Source organism: bacterium (assembly GCA_036524115.1).
Taxonomy (GTDB): Bacteria; JAUVQV01; JAUVQV01; order JAUVQV01; family DATDCY01; genus DATDCY01.
Map to the genome: position 1 here is coordinate 12,198 of DATDCY010000077.1, position 20,131 is coordinate 32,328.

20 protein-coding genes are annotated in these 20,131 nt (G+C 69.8%); 10 read left to right on the forward strand and 10 right to left on the reverse strand.

Annotated features, from left to right (window positions below; all coding sequences use genetic code 11):
- Window positions 1-2 precede the first annotated feature (2 nt).
- From fdh3B to VI078_03695, 4 genes are read left to right on the forward strand one after another with little or no spacing between them, the layout of a single operon-like run.
- Window positions 3-602 carry a formate dehydrogenase FDH3 subunit beta gene (fdh3B, locus tag VI078_03680; protein ID HEY5998385.1) on the forward strand — a complete coding sequence of 200 codons (600 nt, stop codon included), beginning with the start codon at window positions 3-5 and terminating at the stop codon, window positions 600-602.
- 37 nt (window positions 603-639) lie between these two features.
- Entirely contained in the window at window positions 640-828 is a 189-nt protein-coding gene (locus VI078_03685) for a hypothetical protein (protein HEY5998386.1), read from the forward strand.
- 10 nt (window positions 829-838) lie between these two features.
- Window positions 839-1,825 carry a formate dehydrogenase subunit gamma gene (locus VI078_03690; GenBank protein HEY5998387.1) on the forward strand — a complete coding sequence of 329 codons (987 nt, stop codon included), beginning with the start codon at window positions 839-841 and terminating at the stop codon, window positions 1,823-1,825.
- The gene (locus VI078_03695; GenBank protein ID HEY5998388.1) at window positions 1,822-2,670 is read left to right on the forward strand and encodes a transaldolase family protein; all 849 of its coding nucleotides are present in this window, start codon (window positions 1,822-1,824) and stop codon (window positions 2,668-2,670) included. Before VI078_03690 ends, VI078_03695 begins: the two co-directional genes overlap by 4 nt.
- Window positions 2,671-2,717: 47 nt before the next feature.
- Here the strand turns inward: VI078_03695 and VI078_03700 are convergent, their stop codons facing one another.
- Complete coding sequence (locus VI078_03700) at window positions 2,718-4,013, reverse strand: hypothetical protein (GenBank protein HEY5998389.1); 1,296 nt, start codon at window positions 4,011-4,013, stop codon at window positions 2,718-2,720.
- A gap of 283 nt (window positions 4,014-4,296) precedes the next feature.
- Here VI078_03700 and VI078_03705 point away from each other — a divergent pair, with 283 nt between their 5' ends.
- Together VI078_03705 and VI078_03710 are read left to right on the forward strand one after the other, a co-directional pair.
- Window positions 4,297-5,661, forward strand: coding sequence for a dihydrolipoyl dehydrogenase (locus tag VI078_03705; GenBank protein ID HEY5998390.1), 1,365 nt, complete (start codon window positions 4,297-4,299; stop codon window positions 5,659-5,661).
- A 273-nt stretch (window positions 5,662-5,934) separates the two neighbouring features.
- Window positions 5,935-6,978 carry a radical SAM protein gene (locus VI078_03710; protein HEY5998391.1) on the forward strand — a complete coding sequence of 348 codons (1,044 nt, stop codon included), beginning with the start codon at window positions 5,935-5,937 and terminating at the stop codon, window positions 6,976-6,978.
- A gap of 9 nt (window positions 6,979-6,987) precedes the next feature.
- Here the strand turns inward: VI078_03710 and VI078_03715 are convergent, their stop codons facing one another.
- The 3 genes from VI078_03715 to VI078_03725 are packed head-to-tail and all read right to left on the reverse strand — an operon-like array spanning window position 6,988 to window position 10,767.
- Window positions 6,988-8,877 carry a hypothetical protein gene (locus tag VI078_03715; protein HEY5998392.1) on the reverse strand — a complete coding sequence of 630 codons (1,890 nt, stop codon included), beginning with the start codon at window positions 8,875-8,877 and terminating at the stop codon, window positions 6,988-6,990.
- A gap of 43 nt (window positions 8,878-8,920) precedes the next feature.
- Window positions 8,921-9,976, reverse strand: coding sequence for an NAD-dependent epimerase/dehydratase family protein (locus VI078_03720; protein HEY5998393.1), 1,056 nt, complete (start codon window positions 9,974-9,976; stop codon window positions 8,921-8,923).
- A 17-nt stretch (window positions 9,977-9,993) separates the two neighbouring features.
- Window positions 9,994-10,767: a glycosyltransferase family 2 protein gene (locus VI078_03725; GenBank protein HEY5998394.1), complete on the reverse strand. Its 774-nt coding sequence runs from the start codon at window positions 10,765-10,767 to the stop codon at window positions 9,994-9,996.
- Between the two features lie 102 nt (window positions 10,768-10,869).
- Between VI078_03725 and VI078_03730 the strand changes: the two genes are divergently transcribed.
- Complete coding sequence (locus VI078_03730; GenBank protein HEY5998395.1) at window positions 10,870-11,499, forward strand: DUF523 domain-containing protein; 630 nt, start codon at window positions 10,870-10,872, stop codon at window positions 11,497-11,499.
- On the opposite strand, the gene VI078_03735 is transcribed toward VI078_03730, so the two are convergent.
- The gene (locus VI078_03735; GenBank protein ID HEY5998396.1) at window positions 11,444-12,010 is read right to left on the reverse strand and encodes an NAD(P)H-dependent oxidoreductase; all 567 of its coding nucleotides are present in this window, start codon (window positions 12,008-12,010) and stop codon (window positions 11,444-11,446) included. The genes VI078_03730 and VI078_03735 overlap by 56 nt on opposite strands.
- A gap of 226 nt (window positions 12,011-12,236) precedes the next feature.
- On the opposite strand from VI078_03735, the gene VI078_03740 reads away from it, so the two are divergent.
- Both VI078_03740 and VI078_03745 read left to right on the forward strand, forming a co-directional pair.
- Window positions 12,237-12,872, forward strand: coding sequence for a hypothetical protein (locus tag VI078_03740; GenBank protein HEY5998397.1), 636 nt, complete (start codon window positions 12,237-12,239; stop codon window positions 12,870-12,872).
- Window positions 12,869-13,429 (forward strand): YMGG-like glycine zipper-containing protein, encoded by a 561-nt coding sequence (locus VI078_03745; protein ID HEY5998398.1) that lies wholly within the window; start codon window positions 12,869-12,871, stop codon window positions 13,427-13,429. The genes VI078_03740 and VI078_03745 overlap by 4 nt, the downstream gene beginning before the upstream one ends.
- A gap of 98 nt (window positions 13,430-13,527) precedes the next feature.
- Here the strand turns inward: VI078_03745 and VI078_03750 are convergent, their stop codons facing one another.
- Genes VI078_03750 through VI078_03760 form a run of 3 tightly spaced genes read right to left on the reverse strand, consistent with a single transcriptional unit; the run spans window position 13,528 to window position 15,122 of the window.
- On the reverse strand, window positions 13,528-14,358 hold the full coding sequence (locus VI078_03750) for a M48 family metallopeptidase (GenBank protein HEY5998399.1): 831 nt from the start codon (window positions 14,356-14,358) through the stop codon (window positions 13,528-13,530).
- On the reverse strand, window positions 14,355-14,804 hold the full coding sequence (locus VI078_03755) for a YbjQ family protein (GenBank protein ID HEY5998400.1): 450 nt from the start codon (window positions 14,802-14,804) through the stop codon (window positions 14,355-14,357). Before VI078_03755 ends, VI078_03750 begins: the two co-directional genes overlap by 4 nt.
- Window positions 14,805-14,807: 3 nt before the next feature.
- Window positions 14,808-15,122 (reverse strand): YbjQ family protein, encoded by a 315-nt coding sequence (locus VI078_03760; protein ID HEY5998401.1) that lies wholly within the window; start codon window positions 15,120-15,122, stop codon window positions 14,808-14,810.
- Between the two features lie 305 nt (window positions 15,123-15,427).
- Here VI078_03760 and VI078_03765 point away from each other — a divergent pair, with 305 nt between their 5' ends.
- Window positions 15,428-16,774 carry a hypothetical protein gene (locus VI078_03765; GenBank protein ID HEY5998402.1) on the forward strand — a complete coding sequence of 449 codons (1,347 nt, stop codon included), beginning with the start codon at window positions 15,428-15,430 and terminating at the stop codon, window positions 16,772-16,774.
- Window positions 16,775-16,885: 111 nt separating this feature from the next.
- Here VI078_03765 and VI078_03770 read toward each other — a convergent pair whose 3' ends face one another.
- A complete protein-coding gene (locus VI078_03770; protein HEY5998403.1) occupies window positions 16,886-18,508 on the reverse strand; it encodes a tetratricopeptide repeat protein in 1,623 nt (540 codons plus the stop codon).
- A gap of 167 nt (window positions 18,509-18,675) precedes the next feature.
- Complete coding sequence (locus tag VI078_03775) at window positions 18,676-20,082, reverse strand: MFS transporter (GenBank protein HEY5998404.1); 1,407 nt, start codon at window positions 20,080-20,082, stop codon at window positions 18,676-18,678.
- Window positions 20,083-20,131: the final 49 nt, after the last annotated feature.

Here is a 20,131-nt window from a genome sequence, read left to right on the forward strand (position 1 = left end):
CCATGGCGCGGATGAAGTTCCTCTGCGACGCCGAGCGCTGCATCGGCTGCAACGCCTGCGTCGTCGCCTGCAACAACGCGCACGACGTGCCGTACGGGATCAACCGGCGGCACGTCATCACCCTCAAGGACGGCGAGGAGGGCGAGAAGTCGATCTCGGTGGCCTGCATGCACTGCACGGACGCGCCGTGCGCGGCGGTCTGCCCGGTGGACTGCTTCTACACCACGCCCGACGGGATCGTCCTCCACGACAAGGACCTGTGCATCGGCTGCGGCTACTGCTTCTACGCGTGCCCCTTCGGCGCGCCGCAGTTCCCGGAGCAGGGGATGTTCGCCGCCCGCAGCAAGATGGACAAGTGCACCTTCTGCGCGGGCGGGCCGCCGGCGGACGGGTCGGTGGAGGAGTACCAGAAGTACGGGAGCAACCGGATCGCGCAGGGCAAGCTGCCGCTGTGCGCGGAGATGTGCGCGACCAAGGCGCTGCTCGGCGGCGACGGGGATGCCGTCTCGAAGATCTACATCGAGCGCGTGACGAAGCGGGGGGGCCGGCCCGTCACCTGGGGCTGGGAGACCGCCTACGCCTTCAAGGGAAGAAAGGACTGACGCCGACGCGTCGGCGGCCTTGGGGAGGAGTGCGACCATGCGACAGACGGCACGTGCGGTGACGGTCCTCGTCTTCCTGGCAGTCGGGCTGGGGTGCCGGCCCGAGCCACGTTCCACGACCATGCACGAGCCGGGGGTCTACAAAGGCGCGAAGGATCCCCTGCTCGCGCAGCAGAAGCAGCAGGAGCTGGTCGACCGGCTGAACCTGGCGCAGCGGGACCGCTGAGGAGGGCGCCGTGAAGACGCATTCGCGAAGCCTGGCCGGGCGCACCCTGGCGGGCGGACTGCTGCTGCTGGCCCTCGCGGGCCTGCTCACCGGATGGCCGGCGGGGGCCAAAGAGGATCTCTCCAACCCCCACGCGAACCTCTGGCGCGCCGTGCGGCAGGGGATCGCGGGCTTCATGACCGCCCCCGCCGAGGGTCACCGCGTCCTGATCCAGAACAGCGGGGAGAACTGGCGCGAGCTGCGCAACGGCGTGCTCATCCGCCTCTCCCCCTGGGTCCTCGCGGCGGCGCTGGCGGGCGCGGGCCTCTTCTACGCCGTCGTCGGCAAGGACAAACTCGAGCGGCCCCGCTCCGGCGTGCTGCTCGAGCGCTACACGAAGGGCGAGCGCGCGCTGCACTGGTACACGGCGACGCTCTTCGTCGTGATGGCCCTTACCGGGCTGAGCCTGCTGCTCGGCCGCGTTGCGCTGATCCCCGTGCTCGGCCACCGCGCCGTCGCCGCGTACCTCCTGGGCGCGAAGGCCGTGCACAACTACTGCGGGCCGTTGCTGCTCGTCGGGATTGTGCTGGAGTTCCTGCGCTGGGTGCGCTTCAACATCCCGACGCGGATGGACGTCGAGTGGCTCAAGACGCTGGGCGGAATGTTCGGCAGGGGCCCGCGGCCGCACGCCGGCAAGATCAACGGCGGCGAAAAGGGCTGGTTCTGGCTCGTCGCGATCTGCGGCGCCGCGGTCGGCGTGACGGGCGTCCTCCTGGACTTCCCGGTCTGGGGGCAGACCAGATTCGTGATGCAGTTTGCGCACGTGGTGCACGTCGCCTTCGCCGTGATCTTCGTGACCGCCTCGTTCGGCCATATCTACATGGGCACCCTCGGCGCGGAGGGAACCTTCGAGGGGATGTGGCGTGGCACGGTCGACTCGGTCTGGGCGAAGCAGCACCAGGACCTCTGGTACGAGGAGCAGGTGCGCGCGCGGGGCATCCCCGCGGAAGACCCGTGAAGACCCGCATCTTCCTCGACGGGGGCGACCCGGCGGAGACGCGCGATCTGCTCGGCCGCCTCGGCTTCCTTGACGGCCAGACGACCAACCCGACGCTGATCGCCAGGAACCCTGCGGCGCGCGCACGCCTCGATCGCGGCGAGCGGCTGCCGGAGGCCGAGGTGCTCGCGTTCTACCGGGGCGTCGTCCACGAGATCTCGGGACTGCTGCCGGCGGGGTCGGTCTCGGTCGAGGTCTACGCCGACCCGGCGACCGGGCCCGAGCGCATGCTCGAGCAGGCGGCCGAGATGTACCCCTGGATCCCAAACGCGCACATCAAGTTCCCGTCGAATGCGGCGGGCCTCGCGGCCGCCGAGACGGCCGCCGCCGCCGGCATGCGCGTCAACATGACCCTGTGCTTCAGCCAGGAGCAGGCCGCCGCGACCTACGCCGCGACGCGAGGGGCCGCGCGCGGCCAGGTCTTCGTCTCGCCGTTCGTCGGCCGCCTCGACGACCGCGGCGAGGACGGCATGGACCTGATCGCCAACATCCTGCGCATGTACCGGGCCGGCGACGGCCATGTGGAGGTGCTCACGGCAAGCGTGCGGACGCTGGACCATCTGCTCTTCGCGCTCGCCCTCGGCTCGGACATCGTGACGGCCCCGTACAAGATCCTCAGGGAGTGGGCCGACAGGGGAGTGCCGCAGCCGGGGGCCGACTACCGCTACCCGCGGGGCACGCTCCGGCCGATCCCGTACAAGGAACTGGACCTGGCGCTCCCGTGGCGGCAGTTTGACGTCGCGCACGACCTGACGGCCCAGGGCATGGAGAAGTTCTCCGCGGACTGGAACGCGCTCATCCGCTGAAGCCACGCGCGCGGGGCGCGGCGCGTGGCCTCGCGAAGGGAGGCGCATTACCTGACGGGCTGCTGCGCCTTCCCGTACGTCGGGAGATATGTCACGTGCGGGTTGTCCCCCTCCAGCTTGCGGGTGTGGCAGATGCTGCACCTTCCGAGCGACGTGCCCGCGCCCTGCAGCCGCGCCGGCTGCAGGTTGTCCGCCGCACGCTTCGAGGGGTACCAGGCGTGCGGGCTGTTGTGGCAGAACGCACAGGCGAGCCCGCCGTGGCCGGTCGAGCGCCGGTAGAGGGCGCCGCCCGTCGTGTAGTTCTTCCCGTGGCACTGCTCGCAGGTCGGCTCCGTGGCCCACGGTTCCCTCGTTGGGTCGCCCATGCCCGCGATGCCGCCATGGCAGGCGCCGTCCTGGCAGGCCGGGACGTCGCCCTCGTAGCCCATGCCGCCGATCCGCGTCCTGAGGCACCGCGTGTCCGCGCCGGGGTGGCAGGAGTAGCAGGTCCCGTCCGCCGCTCGGTCCACGCCGTTGTGCCAGCCGTGCATCGCCAGGGAAACGGACTTGACGCCGGGGACGCCCGGCGCCTGGAGGGCATTGCTGGAGTGGCACTTCGCGCAGAGCACGGGCTCCGCCCCGACCAGATTCTGGCCGATCCCCGCGACCCCGCTCTGTCCCTGGTAATAGTCGTGGGTCATCAGGATGTTCAGGTCGACGTCCATCGTGCCGGTAAGGCCGTTCATCGGGTCAACCGGAAGGTGCGTCGTCCCGTCGCCGCCCTGCATGTGGCACATCTCGCAGTGGATCTCGTCGGAGACGGGGAGGACCACCTTCGTCCAACGGGTCGCGCCGTCCGCGGCGGCAAGCTTGACGAGCGCGCTCTGGTAGGGGTTCCACGTCATGTCGTCGTTGCGCGGCAGCACCGGGATCCCGGTGGCCTCGAAGTGGTCGCCCACGAGCTTCATCTCTCCCGAGAGACCGTTTCCGGTGAGCCCGATGCCCTCGGGCAGGTTCACACCGAAGAGTTGTGGCGCATACTGCCAGAAGTCGCTCTTGCCCTTCACCGTGGTGTTGTTCGCGATCGAGTAGGTGAGCGTGACGCCGCTTGTCACCAGTTGCGGGGGCTCTCCCCGCTTGACGACCTGGACCCAGAGGTTGTTGAACGGCGGCAGCAGCGCAAGTGTCTTGTAGCTGGGGTTGATGCAGTGCATCCCGAGGTCGTTCCAGCCGACGACGACGTATTCGTCGCCGGTGTCGGATCCCGACGCTGCCGCGCCGGCGGCTGCTCCCGGACGCGGAAGCACCAGCAGCGAAGCGATCGCCAGCGCGCTGGCCAGAGCCTTCAATTGCACGTGCGCCATGGCCTGTCTCCTCTCTTGTTTCACCCGGTCTCTTCGCCGCTCTCCTTACGTGCTGCCACCTCGCTGCTCGGAAGCAGCGCAGCCGCTGCTGGAAATGTAACGGCCGGCCGAATGCGGGCAATGCAGGGATGACCTCAATTCCGCGCCGGATCGCCTCCTTGACACCCCGGGGATCAGCCCTGGATTCCGTCAGGAGGCGACGGCTTGAAAGGGCGCGTGGTTGCCGGCGGGCGGACGGAGCCTATATTGCCACCAGGGTTCGAATCCGCTGCGAAGGAGGATCGTGAAGACCTACGACGCCGTGGTCATCGGCGCGGGCGACGTCGGCTGCGCGGTTGCGTTCAAGGCCGCCGGCGCCGGTCTTTCGGTTGCGCTGGTCGAGAAGGGCGCAATCGGGGGGACGTGCCTGAACAACGGCTGCGTCCCCTCGAAGACGCTCATCCACGTGGCGGACCGGGTCCTGGAGATCGCGGAGGCGCCGGCGCTCGGCATCCGCGTCGAGCTGGCGGGCGCCGACTTCGAGGGGATCATGGCGCGGATGCGGGAGACGGTCGCGAACGGCCGCAGTGCCCTGCACCGCGCCGTCGAGCAGACGGCGAACATCGAGCTGATCCCCGGCGCGTGTCGCTTCCTCGCACCGCGCACGCTCGAAGTCGCGGGGACGAGGCTCGCCGGGAAGAAGGTGTTCGTCGCCTCGGGCTCCCGGCCCGCCATGCCGCCGATCCCCGGGCTCGACGCGACGCCGCACCTCACGAACGAGACGCTGCTCGCGCTCCGGCGCCGGCCGGAGAGCCTCATCATCCTCGGGGGAGGGTACATCGGGCTGGAGTACGGCCACTTCTTCGCGGCGCTCGGCACGAAGGTCACGATCGTCGAGCGCGGCGAGCGCCTCCTGCCGTTCGAGGAGCCGGAGGTCTCCGAGCTCCTCCGCGCGCGGCTCGCACAGCGGGTGCAGCTGCACCTCGGCACGACCGTCACCGAGGTCAGGCCGGCGGCCGGGGGCTGCGCCGTCGTCGTGCGGGGAGCGGGCGACAGCACGGCGGAGCTGGCGGCCGAGCAGGTCCTCGTCGCCGCGGGCCGCCGTTCCAACGCGGACGAGCTTCGCGCTCAGGCGGCCGGGTTTGATCTCGACGAGCGCGGCTACTTCCGCGTCGACGACCGCCTGCGGACGAACAAGCCCGGCGTCTGGGCGCTCGGCGACGCCATCGGCCGGGCGATGTTCACGCACGCCGGCGACCGGGAGGCCGAGGTGGCCTGGCACAACGCGTCGCACCGCCGGCAGATCGCCATGGACTTCGCCGCCGTCCCGCACGCGGTCTTCACCTCGCCGCAGATCGCCTCGGTGGGGCTCACCGAGGCGCAGGCCGCGGCCGGGGGGCGCACGCCGCTCGTGGGCAGGGCCCGCTACATGGACACCGTCCTCGGCAGGGCGATGGGGGAGCGCGACGGCTTCGCGAAGGCGATCGTCGATCGGGAGACCCGGCGCATCCTCGGCTTCCACGTGATCGGACCGCAGGCGTCGCTGCTGATCGCCGAGGTCGCCACCGCGGTCGCCAACCGCCAGCAGGTCGACACCATCACGGGGAGCATGCACGTCTTTCCGGCGCTCTCGGACCTCGTGACCGAGGCGTTCGCGAATCTCGCGTAGCACGGGCGGGTGCCCGGAGCCACCACACGGGAAGGAGGTGACAACGGATGAAGAAATCTCTCACCCCCGCGGCGAGGGAACTCGAGGCGGCGCACTGGACGGCCCTGAAGAAGGCCCTGACCGAGAAGACCGTCAAGGTCTGCCGCAAGTGAAGCAGCTGAAAGTCGTGACGTCGCCGGTCGGCGACGCAAAAATCCGGGCGCGACCGCCCTCGCGTGCGAAGCGCGAGGGGGCCGCGCCCGGGCACCTTCACCCCCGGGAGGCGGCACCCGCATGGCCCTGACCGATCCGCTCTCGTTCTTCGTGCAGCTCCACCTCACGGCGCGCTGCAATCTGCGCTGCCGCCATTGCTACCAGTCGCAGGCGGCGGGCGGCGGCGAGCTCGCGACCGCCGAGGTCCTCGACCTGCTCGAGGAGTGCCGCGAGACCCTCGCCGCCTGGGCTGCCGGCTACGGCCTGTCCTTCCAGCCCGCCGTCAGCCTCACGGGGGGGGAGCCCCTCCTGCGGCCGGACCTCTTCGACATCGCCGCCGCCTTCCGCGACGCCGGGTTCGCCGTGTCGGTGCTGACCAACGGGACGCTCGTGGCCCGCGAGGAGGCGCGGCGGTTCGCGGACCTCGGCGTGCGCGCCGTGCAGGTGAGTCTCGAAGGGCTCGGTGACGTGCACGACGGGATCCGGGGACCGGGGAGCTTCGCGGCCGCGCTGCGCGGCGTCGATGCGCTCGTCGCGGCCGGTCTCCCGGTCACGGCGAACATGACGCTCTCGCGCCTCAACGTCTCGCAGGTGCTGCCCCTGGCCCGGTTCGTCGCGGCGCGCGGCGTGCCGCGTCTCGGCTTTGCGCGGATCGTCCCCGCCGGCCGCGGGTGCGAGCTGCGCGAGGCGGCGCTCACCGCCGAAGAGACCGGGACGCTCTACCGCGAGATCGCCGCGACCACCGTTCCCGGCCTGGAGTTCGTGACGGGCGACCCGGTCGCCTCCTGCCTGCTGTGGCCGCCCGCCGTCGACCCCGCGCTGGCCGTGCCCGCCGGCGGGTGCGCGGCCGGGCTCGCCGGCATCACCGTGCTCGAGGACGGGACGCTGCTGCCCTGCCGCCGGCTTCCCGTGCCGATTGGCAACATCCGCGCCGACTCGCTCCGCGAGGTGTGGGCCGCCTCTCCGGTGCTCGCGCGCCTGCGCGACCGGGCCGCCTACCGGGGGCGGTGCGGCGCCTGCCCCCGCTGGGCTGCCTGTCGCGGCTGCCGCGCGATCGCCTGGGCGGCCTCCCAGGCGGCCGGCGCCGCGGACCTCTGCGCCGACGATCCCCAGTGCTTCCTGTGAGGTCGCGGCTCAGGGTCCGCGCCGGGGGTCCGGCGCGAACTGCCGTGTGAATCTCGCGTGCACCTGCATCGCCCGCTCGAGTTCCTCGGCCGGCTCATATGCCTCGCACCTGTCGCCCGAAAGCACGGGCTCGACGCACTCGAGGGTGAGAACGTCGTCCCTCCAGATCGCCTGATAGGCGACCGGAGACCAATCGCCACGGTAACCGATGAAGAGACCGCCCCAGACGAGCGACAGTACCGTCACCCGCCTGATTCTCGACTTGACCGCAAGCCACCAGGCCAGAGACATCGCCGGTATCAGGAGGAACCCAAACTCGGCGTACCGCGACGTCTTGGGGCCGACGCAGAGCGCCGGATTCGCCGTCCGACCCAGTGCGATCATGGCCAGCACGGCGAGGATTCCGATGGTCAGCGTCATGACAAGCCACGTCGAAGACCGCCAGCGCGTCTCGCGTCTCGCAACCAACAGCAGCACCGGCAGCAGAGCCGCGGCCAACCAGACAGCGCCTGGCAACGGGTCTTCGACTCTTGCGCCGAAACCGAGGCCGACGACGTTCAGGAAGAAGTCCCAGAAGGCGGTGCCAAAGAGGCTGCTGGCAGAGATCGGTGCTTCCCCCCCGGAAAATCCACGGAACCACAGCACAAGAGCCACGCCAATGATGGTGCCATCCATCACCAGGAGGCCTGACGTTCGCCTGCGCGGCATGCGGCCGTGGACGATGCCGGCAACCGCGTAGATGATCTTGCCGCTGACGAACACGAGGGACAGCCCGATCCCCGCCGACATGGTGAACATGGACAGAACACACAGGCCGCTGAAGATCAGTTCCGTTCCCAGGGTCATGTCGTCCTGGTACGAGGCCAGGAGCGCAAGGAGCGAGAACAGAAGTACCAAGTGGATCTGGGACTGGTAAGACCAGAGGTGGTTCTCACTGGCGATGCTTGACACCAGGAAGATCAGGAACGCCGGAAAGAGAGGAAACGCGCCCCCAGCCCCGGTGATCCGACGTTTGAACGCGACGATGGCGACAAGCAGGCCGCCGAAAAAGACGTGATTCAGAAGCTTCTGCAGGGCAAAGTCCAGTCCGAAGAGCTTCAGATTCAACCAGGCCATCAGGTGTGTCGGCACGATCCTGTGCCCGTTGCGAAAACTGAACAACCACTCCAGGGTGAGGCCACTCGGCAGGCCGCTCGCCTGGAAGTAGTCCCACTCTTCGTAGCAGGGGACATCGACGGCATACCGCAGGATGAGCGAGAGCTGGTACGCATAGAGCGCCGCGACCGCCAGCCAGATCAGCCTCGCTGAGACGACCACTGCGCCCCCGTTCGAGGGAGCCAGCAGCCACGCAGCGCACACGAGCACACCGAGAGCGACGCACAAACCGGCGGCAAGCCTCGTGCCGATGCCGTACCGCGTCCCGGCATCCGGGATGGACGAAATGAGCACCGAGCCGTCCGCGGCCACCGCCAACCCGGGAGATCCGGGCCCGCACGGCTCCGTCCGCGCCCGTCCCTGGTTCCAGTATCTCTGCCGGCAGGCACCGGAATCGTCCCACGCGTAGCGGCGGGTGCCGTTCAGGAGCACCAGCGAGTCGATGCCGTAGCTTCCCGTGCCCGCCAGCGGCGCGATCCTCAGGGACTTCAGGGCAACCGCCGGCAGCTGGATCACCGAGGTCGCTGCCGCCCCGCGCGAATCCGGCACCGCAAGAGTGATGGTCGAATTGTCGTGCGGCCCGGCACCTTCGACGAGAACGCGCGCCGCGCCCCCCTGCAACGTCCTGGTCCTCAGGACCAGCGCCGAAGGATGACGCAGCGCCAGGGAAGCGGCAAGGACCGCGCACAGCAGCGAGAGAACGGCCGGCGCTGGAGAAGACGGCAGCCAGCTGGGCTTGTTCACGGCAGGAACCGGAGACCCGGCACGCGCGAGCGAACGGTGATGATCACACCGCCCGCGCGGCCTCCGTCAACTCTGCGAGGATCCGGTCGAGGTCGTATGCGTGGGCCCAATCCGGGTAATCCTTCCGAAACCTCCGCACGTCGCTGATATACCAGACGTGGTCGCCCGCGCGCGCCTCGCCGAGGGCCGTCTGAACGCGTCGCCCGCACAGTGCCTCGATCTTGCCGATCGCTTCGAGAATCGAGCAGTTGCTGTGCCGCGAGCCTCCCATGTTGTATACCGCGGCGGACCGCGGCGCCAGAAAGAACTGCCAGAGCGCCCGAACGAGGTCGCGGGCATGGATGTTATCGCGCACCTGCTTGCCCTTGTGACCGAATATGGTGTAGGTCCGCCCGGACAAGGCGCACTTGACGAGGTACGCGAGAAACCCGTGCTGCTCGACCGCGGCATGCGCCGGCCCGGTCACGCATCCGCACCGGAAGGTCCCGGTGCGCATGCCGAAGTAGCGCCCGTACTCCTGGGTGAGAATGTCCGCCGACAGCTTGCTCGCCCCGAAGAGACTGTGCATCGAGCAGTCGATGCTCATGCTCTCGTCGATGCCGTGCGGGGAGAAGGGGTGTGCGACGTCCAGCTCCCAGCGCAACTGCTGCTCCACGAGGGGCAGACGATTGGGGGTGTCGCCGTACACCTTGTTCGTGGACAGGAGGACGAACACCGCCTCCGGACAATGCCGGCGCGCCGCATCGAGCAGCACCAGGGTCCCGTCCGCGTTCACGGAAAAGTCCGTCAGCGGCTCGCGGGCCGCCCAATCGTGGCTGGGCTGAGCCGCGGCATGGACGACGAGCGACGTCGCGCGCCCCAGACGTCCGAAGAGGCCGGAGATGCGGCATTCGTCGCGTATGTCGAGGTCGTGGTGGGTGAACCCTCTGAGCGTCCGCTGAAGCTCGCCGGTCCGCCGTTCGGTCGACCCATCCGGGCCGAAGAAATAGCGGCGCAGGTTGTTGTCGATGCCGACAACTTCGAGTCCCTGCTCGGCCAGGAACTTCACCGTCTCGCTGCCGACAAGTCCCGAGGATCCCGTTACCACCGCGAGAGACACCGCACGCTCCTCGCCTGTCACGCGCACCCGGGTGCGCGGCGAGTCCGAAGCCTCTCCACCCACACGGAGAGCACGCGCGCGGCATACCGGCAGGCGACGTTCCTGAGCTTCAGCTTCGGGACGCCGTGGCGCCGATTCCGCCAGGAGACCGGCACCACCGTCCAGGAGTACCCGCGGACGATGGCCTTGAGGGGCAGTTCCACGGTGAGCTCGAAGCCGGACGAGACGAGCGGTTCGCAGCCGCTGATCACCGACCGACGGTAGCCCTTGAAGGCGTTGGTGGTATCGTCGAGTGGAATTCCGAAGAGGAACGCGATCGCGGCATTGGCCACGCGGTTGAGCACCAGCTTGGCGCGGGGATAATCCGCCAGGGAAGCGCCTTCGACGAAGCGACTGCCGAACACACACTCCCAGCCCGCGCCCAGCGCCCGCCAGTACCGTGCCACGTCCCGGGCATCGTCAGAGCCGTCGGCCATCACGATCACAACAGCGTCGCCCCTGGAATGCCGGAGCCCGTGCCTGACCGCCCGCCCAAAACCGTGCTCCGCGCGGTTCTGCACCGGCCGCAGCGCAGGAATGCGATCCCGGATGCTCTGGAGCGCCGCCCAGGTACCGTCACTGCTGCCGTCGTCCACCACCACGATCTCGTGCGGGATCTGCGCCGCCTGCAGCTCTGCGCCGAGGTGCTCAAGGGTGCTCGGCAACGATTCCTCCTCGTCGCGCGCAGGGATGACGACGCTCAGCAGCGTGAGCGGCGGCAGGGCTGGCGAAGCGGGAGCCCACGCGGTCAAACCGACCCTCGGTCCGGCACATCATCAGGATAGCAGCCACTCCAACCGGAGTCCAAGAGGAAAGGACAGCCGCGGACCAGGGGCCTGTGGTATATCGGCGGCGTGGCCGGGGACAAGAGAGTGATCCGCGTGGGAATCAGCTCGTGCCTGCTGGGAAACCCCGTCCGCTATGACGGCGGGCACAAGCTGGACCGGGTCCTGTGCGACGCGCTCGGACGCCTCGTGCGATGGGTGCCGGTGTGCCCGGAGGTCGAGTGCGGCCTGCCCGTCCCGCGCGAGTCGCTGCATCTGATCGGCGCCCCGGCCTCCCCGCGCCTGCTCACCGTGCGCACCGGCATCGACCACACCGACCGCATCGGCGCCTGGGCGGCACGGCGGCTGGAGGAACTGGCGGAGCAGGACCTCTGCGGCTTCGTGTTCAAGAGCCGCTCGCCCAGCTGCGGGCTGCGCCGGATCGCCATCCTCCCGCCCGGGGGAAGCCTTCCGCAGGCCGGCGCGGGCATCTTCGCCCGGGCAGTCATGGCGCGCTTCCCGCTGTTGCCGGTCGAGGACGAGATGCGGCTGGCCCATCCGCGCATCCGCGACGGCTTCGTCGAGCGGCTGCTGGCCTTCCAGCGCGGGCGCCGCTCGCGACCGAACGCCGTCGCAGGCGACGAGCTGCTGCAGCCGCCGGGTTCTAGTCGCGCGCGTCGGGGTGGACGGTCTCGATCCAGGCCGCGAACGCCGTCATGAACCCGACGGCGAACTCGCGTGTCTCGTCGTTGACCAGCCGACCCGCGTCGTCGAAGAGGCCCGCGGCCCCGCCGATGTAGGCCTCGGGCTGCTGCAGCGCCGGCATGTCCAGGAAGACGAGCGACTGGCGCAGGTGGTGATTCGCGCCGAAGCCGCCGATCGCGCCCGGCGACACGCTCACGACGGCGGCCGGCTTTCGCGCCCAGACACTCTTGCCGTACGGCCGCGAGCCGACGTCGATGGCGTTCTTGAGGACGCCCGGCATCGAGCGGTTGTACTCGGGCGTCACGAAAAGCACCGCGTCGAAGCTCCTGATGCGGGCGCGGAAGTCGGTCCACAGAGCCGGCGGGCGCTCCTCCAGGTCCTGGTTGTAGAGCGGGAGCTGGCCGATCTCGACGATCTCCGACGCCAGCGCGGCGGGCGCGAGCCCGATGAGCGCCCGCGCCATCTTTCGGTTGTACGAGCCCTCCCGCAGGCTCCCCACGATCACTGCAACCTTGCGCTGCGCCATGATCTCGTTCCTTTCGCTGGAGTGGACGCGCCCCGGCAACGCGAAGTGCGTCACACGCAGTTCCGGTTCCGTGGCCCGCGGCGCTCCGGCAAGCCATGGGCAGAATGTAGGACGTCGGCGCGAATTCGCAACCGCCGGCCCGTTGCGGCGGGCCATTTGTCCCGGCGGGGTCTATATTTTAGGAATGGAACGCAATGACTTGAAACGCTCCAAGGAGGTACCAGCGATGAAGAGCAGCGTTACGTGGACGGTCGTCGCCCTCTTCGCGGCCGCCGGACTGCTGGCGCCGGCGGCGGTTCTCGGGCAATCGCGCGAGGGCGCACGGCACTTCGGGGGCTCGGGCAGGCACGGCGGCGGTTTCGGTCGGGGCCATTTCGGGGGCGACCACGACCGCCGGCACGTCGGCACCAGCTTCAGCTTCTGGGTCGGTCCCGGTTGGGACCCGTGGTGGTGGGGGCCGTTCGGGTATCCGTACTACTACCCTTATTCGTATCGGTATTCATATCCCTACTATTACCCCTACTACGCCGAGCCCCCCGTCGTCGTGGAGCCGCCGGCCCAGGAGGAAGAGGCTCCGGCGCCGCAGCAGGAGACGTACTCCTGGTACTACTGCCAGGACCCCGCGGGCTATTACCCGTACGTCCGGGAGTGCCCATCCGGCTGGACCAAGGTGGCTCCCAGCCCGCAGACCGAGTCTGCCCCTGCGGAAGGTTCGCAGACGCCGCCCGCATCGAGCCCGGGCAACCCGCCGCCGGAGTACTTCTGGTACTACTGCGAGGATCCCCCGGGCTATTACCCCTACGTCCGCGACTGCCCCAGGGGCTGGCGGGAAGTCGCCCCCCAGCCGGCTCCGGCCCGGTGAACGCCGTGAAGCGGGGATTGCGTGTCCTGACTGCGGCGGCGCTGGCGTTGTCGCTCGGGGCGTGCGTGACGATGCCGGCGGGACCCAGCGTCATGGTGCTGCCGCCGCCGGGGAAACCGTTTGACCTCTTCCAGGCCGAGGACTTTGCGTGCAGGCAGTGGGCGCACCAGCAGATCGGCATGAGCCCGCAGGACGTGGCCAACCAGAACGCGGCGAACTCGGGAGTCGTCGGCGCGATCGTCGGCGCGACGACCGGCGCGGCCCTCGGCGCGGCGTCAGGCGATGCCGGCGAAGGGGCGGTCATCGGCGCCGGCGCCGGGATGCTGCTGGGGGCGGCCTCCGGGGCGGAGGCGGGAGCGGTCTACGGCGGGGAGGCGCAGCGGCGCTACGACATGGCCTACCAGCAGTGCATGTACGCCAAGGGGAACCTGCTGCCGGGGATGCGCCGGCGCGTCTGGGGCGCAATACCGCCGCCTCCGCCGGGGACCGCCTATCCGCCGCCGCCGGGGCGGCAGCCGCCGCCACCGCCGCCGGGCCAGCCGCCGCCACCGCGATAGGGACGCCTGACCGCACTGCGAGACGGCGACGGGTGAGAAGAAGGCGATGGCCGGCGATCAGAGGTTGAGCGCGGCAGGCGCTCTGGCCGGCCCCAGGTTCACTTCCCGCAGCTGCGCTCGGCCCACTCCCTGCCGTTAAGGGGTTTCACCTCGCGCACCTGCCATGCTTCCCGCGCGATGAGCCCTTCCAGTTCCTCGATGCGCTTGTGGTGCGCGGGATGGGTGGAGAACCAGGCGCCCGCCTCGCTCTGATGGCCCTCCGCCTCCAGCGACCGGAAGAAGTCCACGATCCCCCCGGCGTGCCCGTACTCCTCATTCACGAGGCGTGCTCCGGCCTGGTCCGCGGCCTCCTCCTGCGCGCGGCTGAAACGGTAGGAGGTGACGCCGACGACGTGTTGCAGGAAGGACGGGACCCCGTCGCCGCCCCCGAAGAGGGCCGTCGTGAGCGCGAGGAATACGAGGGTGCGCCCAAGCCCCTTGAGGTGATCCCTGGCCGCGAAGTGGCCGATCTCGTGTCCCAGCACCATCGCCAGTTCGTTCTCGCTGCGCATGCGTGAGAGCAGTCCGGAGAAGACGACGATGGTCCCGCCCGGCAGTGCCAGGGCGTTCACCTGTTCCGAGCAGGCGACCGTGACCTGCAGCGGGTAGGCGGCGGGCTGTCGACGCGAGAGCCGATCGAGCACCTGCTGCAGATCCTCCGCCCCCTTTGACTTCCCGCCCGGGTATCCGGGAACCCGAAGCATGTCGGCCAGGCGCTTCTCTCCCTGCGGCGAGAGCCGGCCGACGAGCCGGTCGGCCGCCCAGCCAAGAACGAGGAAGAGCCCGACGACGAGGAGGGTCAGCCCGCCGGCGAGGACGAACGCCTCCTTGAGGTGGCTCACCGGGGGGTTGTTGATCCCCTCGGGGGCCTCCCGGTACTCGTACTTCACTTGAGCTTCACTGCGGTGCCCGAGGCGAGGACCTCGACGCACGCGATCTTGCTGCCCCCTTTCGCCCCGCTGATGGACGAGGTATCGATGCGGACGTTGACGATCGCGGCCGCGCCGAACCTGCGCGCCTCCTCCTTCATCCGCAGGACCGCCTCGCGGCGAGCGCGGTCGAGGAGGGTCTCGTAGGCGCTGACGCGGCCCCCGAAGAAGTTGCGCAGGCCGGCGGCCACGCGCTTGAAGTAGTCCACCGAGACGGCGGTGCTGCCGGTGACCAGCCGCGCGCCGGCGACGTCCCAGGCCGGATCGACGGTCTTGGCGCAATGGACGGCCATCCGCCGCGACGCGCGTTCGCGGTTGCGGATCGAGCGGTAGTGCGCGGCCTCGTTCACGCGGCCGAAGACATAGCCCGTGAGCACGAGGGTCAGGAAGACGATGAGATCGAACACGGCCTACTCCAGCCGCACGGCCGTGCCGTAGGCGTAGAGTTCCGCCGCGCCCGCCGCCACCGACGAGGTCGAGAAGCGGACGTTGACGACGGCGTTCGCCCCCAGCGCCTTTGCCATCTTGACCATCCGGTCCATCGCCTCCTTGCGCGACTCCTCGAGCAGCTCGGTGTACCCTTTGAGCTCGCCGCCGACGATGTTCTTCAGGCCCGCCATGAAGTCGCGGCCGAAGTGCTTGGAGCGCACCGTGCTGCCAGAGACCAGGCCGTAGTGTTCGACGATCTTCCTTCCGGGCACGCTTTCCACATTCGTCAGGATCACGCAGTCCTCCTTTGGCGAGAGAACCCCCGATGCCCACCGCTGGACCGACCCGCGCGGGACGCGCCCCCCCCCGTCGGTCTCGCGGAGCACTGCGCGCGATCATTTGCGTGACTCTCGGAAATGTCAATGCCTCGCTGTCACATGCTGCGGAATGTCTCGGCGACTGAGTTCGCTGCGTTGTCTTTGCGGAGCTCCGGGCATATGCTTACGTGCAGCGTCTTCGCGAGCATCAGCCGGTTCGTGCGTCACGGAGGTTGGGCGGCCTCGCCGCCCGAGGGTAAGGGGTCAACCGCAAGGAGGATGCCATGAAGAGAGCTGTGTGCGCGTTGGTGATGGCCGCGGTCCTGGTTCTGCCGGCGATGGCCCCGGCCGCACCGTGGGCAATCGTCGCCGCGAACTTCAATCCGGCGGACGCCGCGGGCCCGTACTACGACGAACGGGAAGGGATCTTCACCGTCGACCTCGGGACGAGCCCCCCGCACGTCTACGGCCCCTTCCTCCAGGGCGTGCTCACCGACACGGCGGGCTCGCAGGTCCTCGACGTTGCCATGCTGCCGAACGGCCGTGACGCCCTCCTCTCGAACTTCGGCGACCAGAAGATCTACAAGATCAGCTTCAGCGACCCGAAGAACCCGGCATACGGCGGCGAACTCCGGATGAGGTGGGACACGGGCACCGTCGACCCGATCACCAGCGAGCCGATCATCTACTCGTTCTACGCCGAGGACATCGCCGTCGCGCGGGACGGCAGCTTCGCGATCGTCAGCGACGGCGGCTTCTCGCCGTACCTCGGCTTCGTCAACCCGACGACCTTCAGGCTCAAGAAGATCCAGAAGACCGTGTCCGGCGCGATCACGATCAACTCCAACGCGGTCGCGATCAGCCCCGACGGCAAGACGGTCCTCACGGTCGACTACTTCGCCGGCAAGGTCTACTCCGCCCGCGTGAACGCGACGAAGGACGGCCTCACCAACTTCCGCAGCCTGTTCCTCTGCGACAACGTCGACCCGATCGACCGTACCAAGTGCCTCGGCACCATGGGCCGACCCGTCAACGTCACCATCTCTCCCGACGGCATGACGGCGCTTGTGGCGCTCGCCTCGGCCTCCAAGGACCCCACGGGCGTCAACACGCCGGTGTCGGGCCGGGTCGCGGTGCTGAGGATCGACCCCGCCACAGGGAGGATCTTCAAGGGTGCGCCCTTCTGGGTGGCCGGCATCCCGGCGAGGGACTCCCTCACGCCGCCCCTGCCGAGCGGCCCCGGGGGCAACCAGAGCGTCGCGATCACCCCCGACGGCGCGCGGGCCTTCGTGCTCACGCAGCCCATCGGCGAGGTCGACGACCCGAACTCGGACGACCCGCTCGTGAAGATCAACCGCATCAACATGCTCGCCCAGCTCAGGGTCACGGGCCCCGGCCGGGCGGCGCTCGTGAGTGCCAAGTACAAGGCCCTCTCCTCGCGGGGCGCCTCGCAGCTCTTCGGCGTCGAGACCCTCGCCGTCGACGGCACGGGGAGGTGGGCGATCGTCGGCAATCCGACTTTTTCGGACGCGACGAACATCCTCACCGGCGTGAACCTCATGACGGGGGCCAAGGTCTCCATCACCCTCCCCCACGAGGCGATTCCCATCGGGGTTGCGTTCACCAGGTAGCGGGAAACCCGGCGACAAGAGGGCGCCGGTCTCCCGACTTCCGGGACCGGCGCCCCGCCCCATGGCGCGGCTGGACCTGCCCGCGCTGCGGCGAGCGCGGTAAGTCCTCGGTCAGGCTGCAGGCCGCAATGGAAACGGAGCCGCCGCGGGCGGCGGAATCGCCCGGGCGCGGCGGAACGCCTCGGCGGCCGCTTCCCGCTCGCCGGTCATCAGATACGAATCGCCCAGCAGCGTGAGCCCCGCCGCGTGGCGGGGGTTGAGCCTGGTCAGCGCCAGGAGGTACGGCCGGCCCCGGAGGGGCTGGCGCAACCGCTGCGTATAGATGAATCCGAGTTGGTACAGCGTGTCCTGGTCGCCGGGAAACAACATGTAGGAATGTTGGAGCGCTGCCAGCGCCTCGTCGACCTGCCCACGGTCCAGCAGGGCGGCGCCCAAACCCAGCCAGGCGAGACTGCAGTCGGGTTCCTTGACGGTCGCGTGCCGCCAGAGCGTGACCGTGTCCCGCCATACACCGACCTGCTGGAAACTGAGCGCCGCCAGGAGTGTCAAGGCAAGGCCCGAGCCGCCGAGCGCCGCTGTCCGCCAGCGCGGCCGGGCGGCGACCGCGATGGCCTGCAGGCCACCGCCGGCCAGCCCGGCGACACCGAGCATCGGGAAGTAGAGGTAGCGGTCGTTCATCAGGGTCACCAGCGGCACGAGCTGGGAAACTGGCGCCAGCCCGATGATAACGACAAGCACCCAGAAGCCGAGGGCCCTCTGTCGGCGCAACAAGTGCAAGGCGGCGAGGGCCGTGGCCAGCAGCAGGGCGGCGGACAGGGCGACCTCGCCGTCGATGCCCTCCTTGAACCCCTGCGCATAGCCGGCGCTGAAGTGCAGCGGCCAGACAATCATGGTGGCATACCGGACCAGCACCGCCGCCATGGTCAGCAGCGTGCTGCCGAGCGAGCCGCCCCAGTACCCGGCGCGGCCGCCACCGAGCCCCGGCGACTGGCTGATCAGCGCCAGCACGGCGATCCCCGCTGCAGCCAGACAGAAGGGCACCTTGTCCCCCACGCGCCGGCGCCAGCCGGCCCGGGTCGGAAAGCAGAAATCCAGCGCCACCAGCACCAATGGCAGCACCACGGTCACCGACTTGGTGAGCAGCGCGAGGATGAAGGCGGCCAGCGATGCGGCGTACCAGGCGCCGGCCCGCGACGCGTCACGCTCCCGGTACCGGACATAGGCGTGGAGGGCGGCCAGGAAGAGGAGCATGGCGAGGACGTTCTTGCGCTGCGAAACCCAGGCGACCGATTCCACCTGCACCGGATGGAGCGCAAACACCAGCGCACCGACCAGGGCCCCGGCGCGCCCGCCGTGCAGCCTGGCCAGCAGAAGATAGACGAGGACGGCGCTTGCCGCGTGGCAAAGCAGGTTGGTCAGAATGAAGCCGCCGGCCTGCAACCCCCACAGCTCGTAGTCGAGCATGTAGGAGACGATCTGGAGCGGGGCGTAGTTGCCGACGAACAGCGAGGTGAAGGCGCTGCGCACGTGGTCGAGGGTGATGCCGCGAACCGCCGGATTGCCCACGACGTAGGCGGTGTCATCCCAGTTGCTGAGGAAGCCGTGAGTGAGCGCCCGGGCGTACGCCAGCGCGACCGTCGTCACAACCAGAAGGATCGGCCAGAGGTGCTGACGCCAGGCCGCGGTGGCCGATCTTGGCGGGGCGCCCTCGACGGCGGCCTGTTCAGCACCCAACGGAATCTTCTTCCTCTGCTCGAGGCCGGATAACCGATTGCCAACCCTGTCGATGTCACGCCCCCCGGGCGTTGTCCGCGGATTGTGACGTCGGCGGGGGGACGGAGTCAATGTTCAGTGGGGCGCATCCGCGATGAGCAGGAGCGCCGACCCGCCGGGAGCAGGCTTCAGCCCCGGCATCCCCCTTGCCCGGGTCCCGCGGCGTCGCGCGCGAGGTACACGGCCAGGGCGCCGAGAAGCGAGAAGGCCGTCGTGACCAGCACCGCAACGTTCCAGCGGTTCATGAGCGCGGCAGCCCCGCCGGCAGGACCTGCCGGCGTGAGGATCTCCGTGACGATCGTGACCCCGACGGCGGCCCCGAGATAGCGGGCCGTATTGTTGGCGCCGCTCCCCATCGCGGATCGGTCGGCAGGCACGCTGGCCACCGCCTGGCGGCCGAGGACCGCGTTGAGGACGCCGCCCGCGACGCCGGCCACGAAAAGACCCGGCAGCAGGCGCCCCATCGAGCTGCCGGGGTCGATCCAGCCCAGCGCGAGCTGGCCGGCGGCGCACCCCGTCAGTCCGGCGATCAGCAGCGCACGCGGCGGGACCCGAGCCGGGACCCAGCGCGCCGCGTACGCCGTCAGGACGGTCATCCCCGACCACGCGAGGAGCACGACCGCGGAAGCGAGCGCGCTCGCCCCCATGGCCCGCTCGAGCAACGTCGGCACAAGGGAGATGAGGGACAGGACACCCGACCCCGTCGCCAATGCCGCCGCCGTCGCTTCCACGAAGTCGCCCCGCCGGAACAGACCGAGGGCGAGCATCGGGTCCTGGATCCGGCATTGGACGGCGAAGAACCCCGTCAACAGGACCACTCCGGCGATCAGGAGCACGATGGTCGCCGGGCGAACCCAGCCCACCCGCCCCTCGGTCAACCCAGCCAGCATGGATGCGATCCCCAGCCCGAGCAGCACGGTGCCGGCGACGTCGATCCGCCGCGGCTCGGCCGCCCGCGACTCCGGCAGGGCACGGCCGACGACGGCGAGCACCGCCGCGCCGAGCGCCGTGACCAGATACGGCAGCCGCCAGCCCCCAAGCATTCCGAGCCAGGCGGAGAGGACCGGGCCAGCGGCGACGCCGGCGCCGAGCGCGGCCGCCCACACGCCGGTGGCCCGCGACCGCTCGGCGGCGGTCGGGAACGCGTGGCCGACCATGCCAAGGGCGCAGGACACGATCGCCGCGGCGCCGAGGCCTTGCAGGAGCCGGGCGATCACGAGGAGCACCACTGTGGGCGCGAGCGCGCCGAGCACCGAGGAGCCGGCCAGCATGAGCATCCCGGCCAGAAACATCCGCCGCCGCCCGTAGTCGTCGCCGATCACGCCGCTGCCGAGCAACCCGGCCGCCGCCCCGACGCTCATCCCGCTCAGGATCCACGCCTGGCCGCCGGGGCCCGCGCCCAGATCGCCCGCCGTGCCGGGCAGTGTCACCAGCGGGACGGTGAACGTCGCCAGGACGAGGAGCGTGCCCGCCGAAGCGACGGCCAGGGTGAGGCCTGGGTCGGGCCGCCGGGCGCTTCCCAGGACATCGGTCACCAGAAGGCTCCTTTCCCGCCGCGATTCCGCGGAGGGACCCCGATTCGGA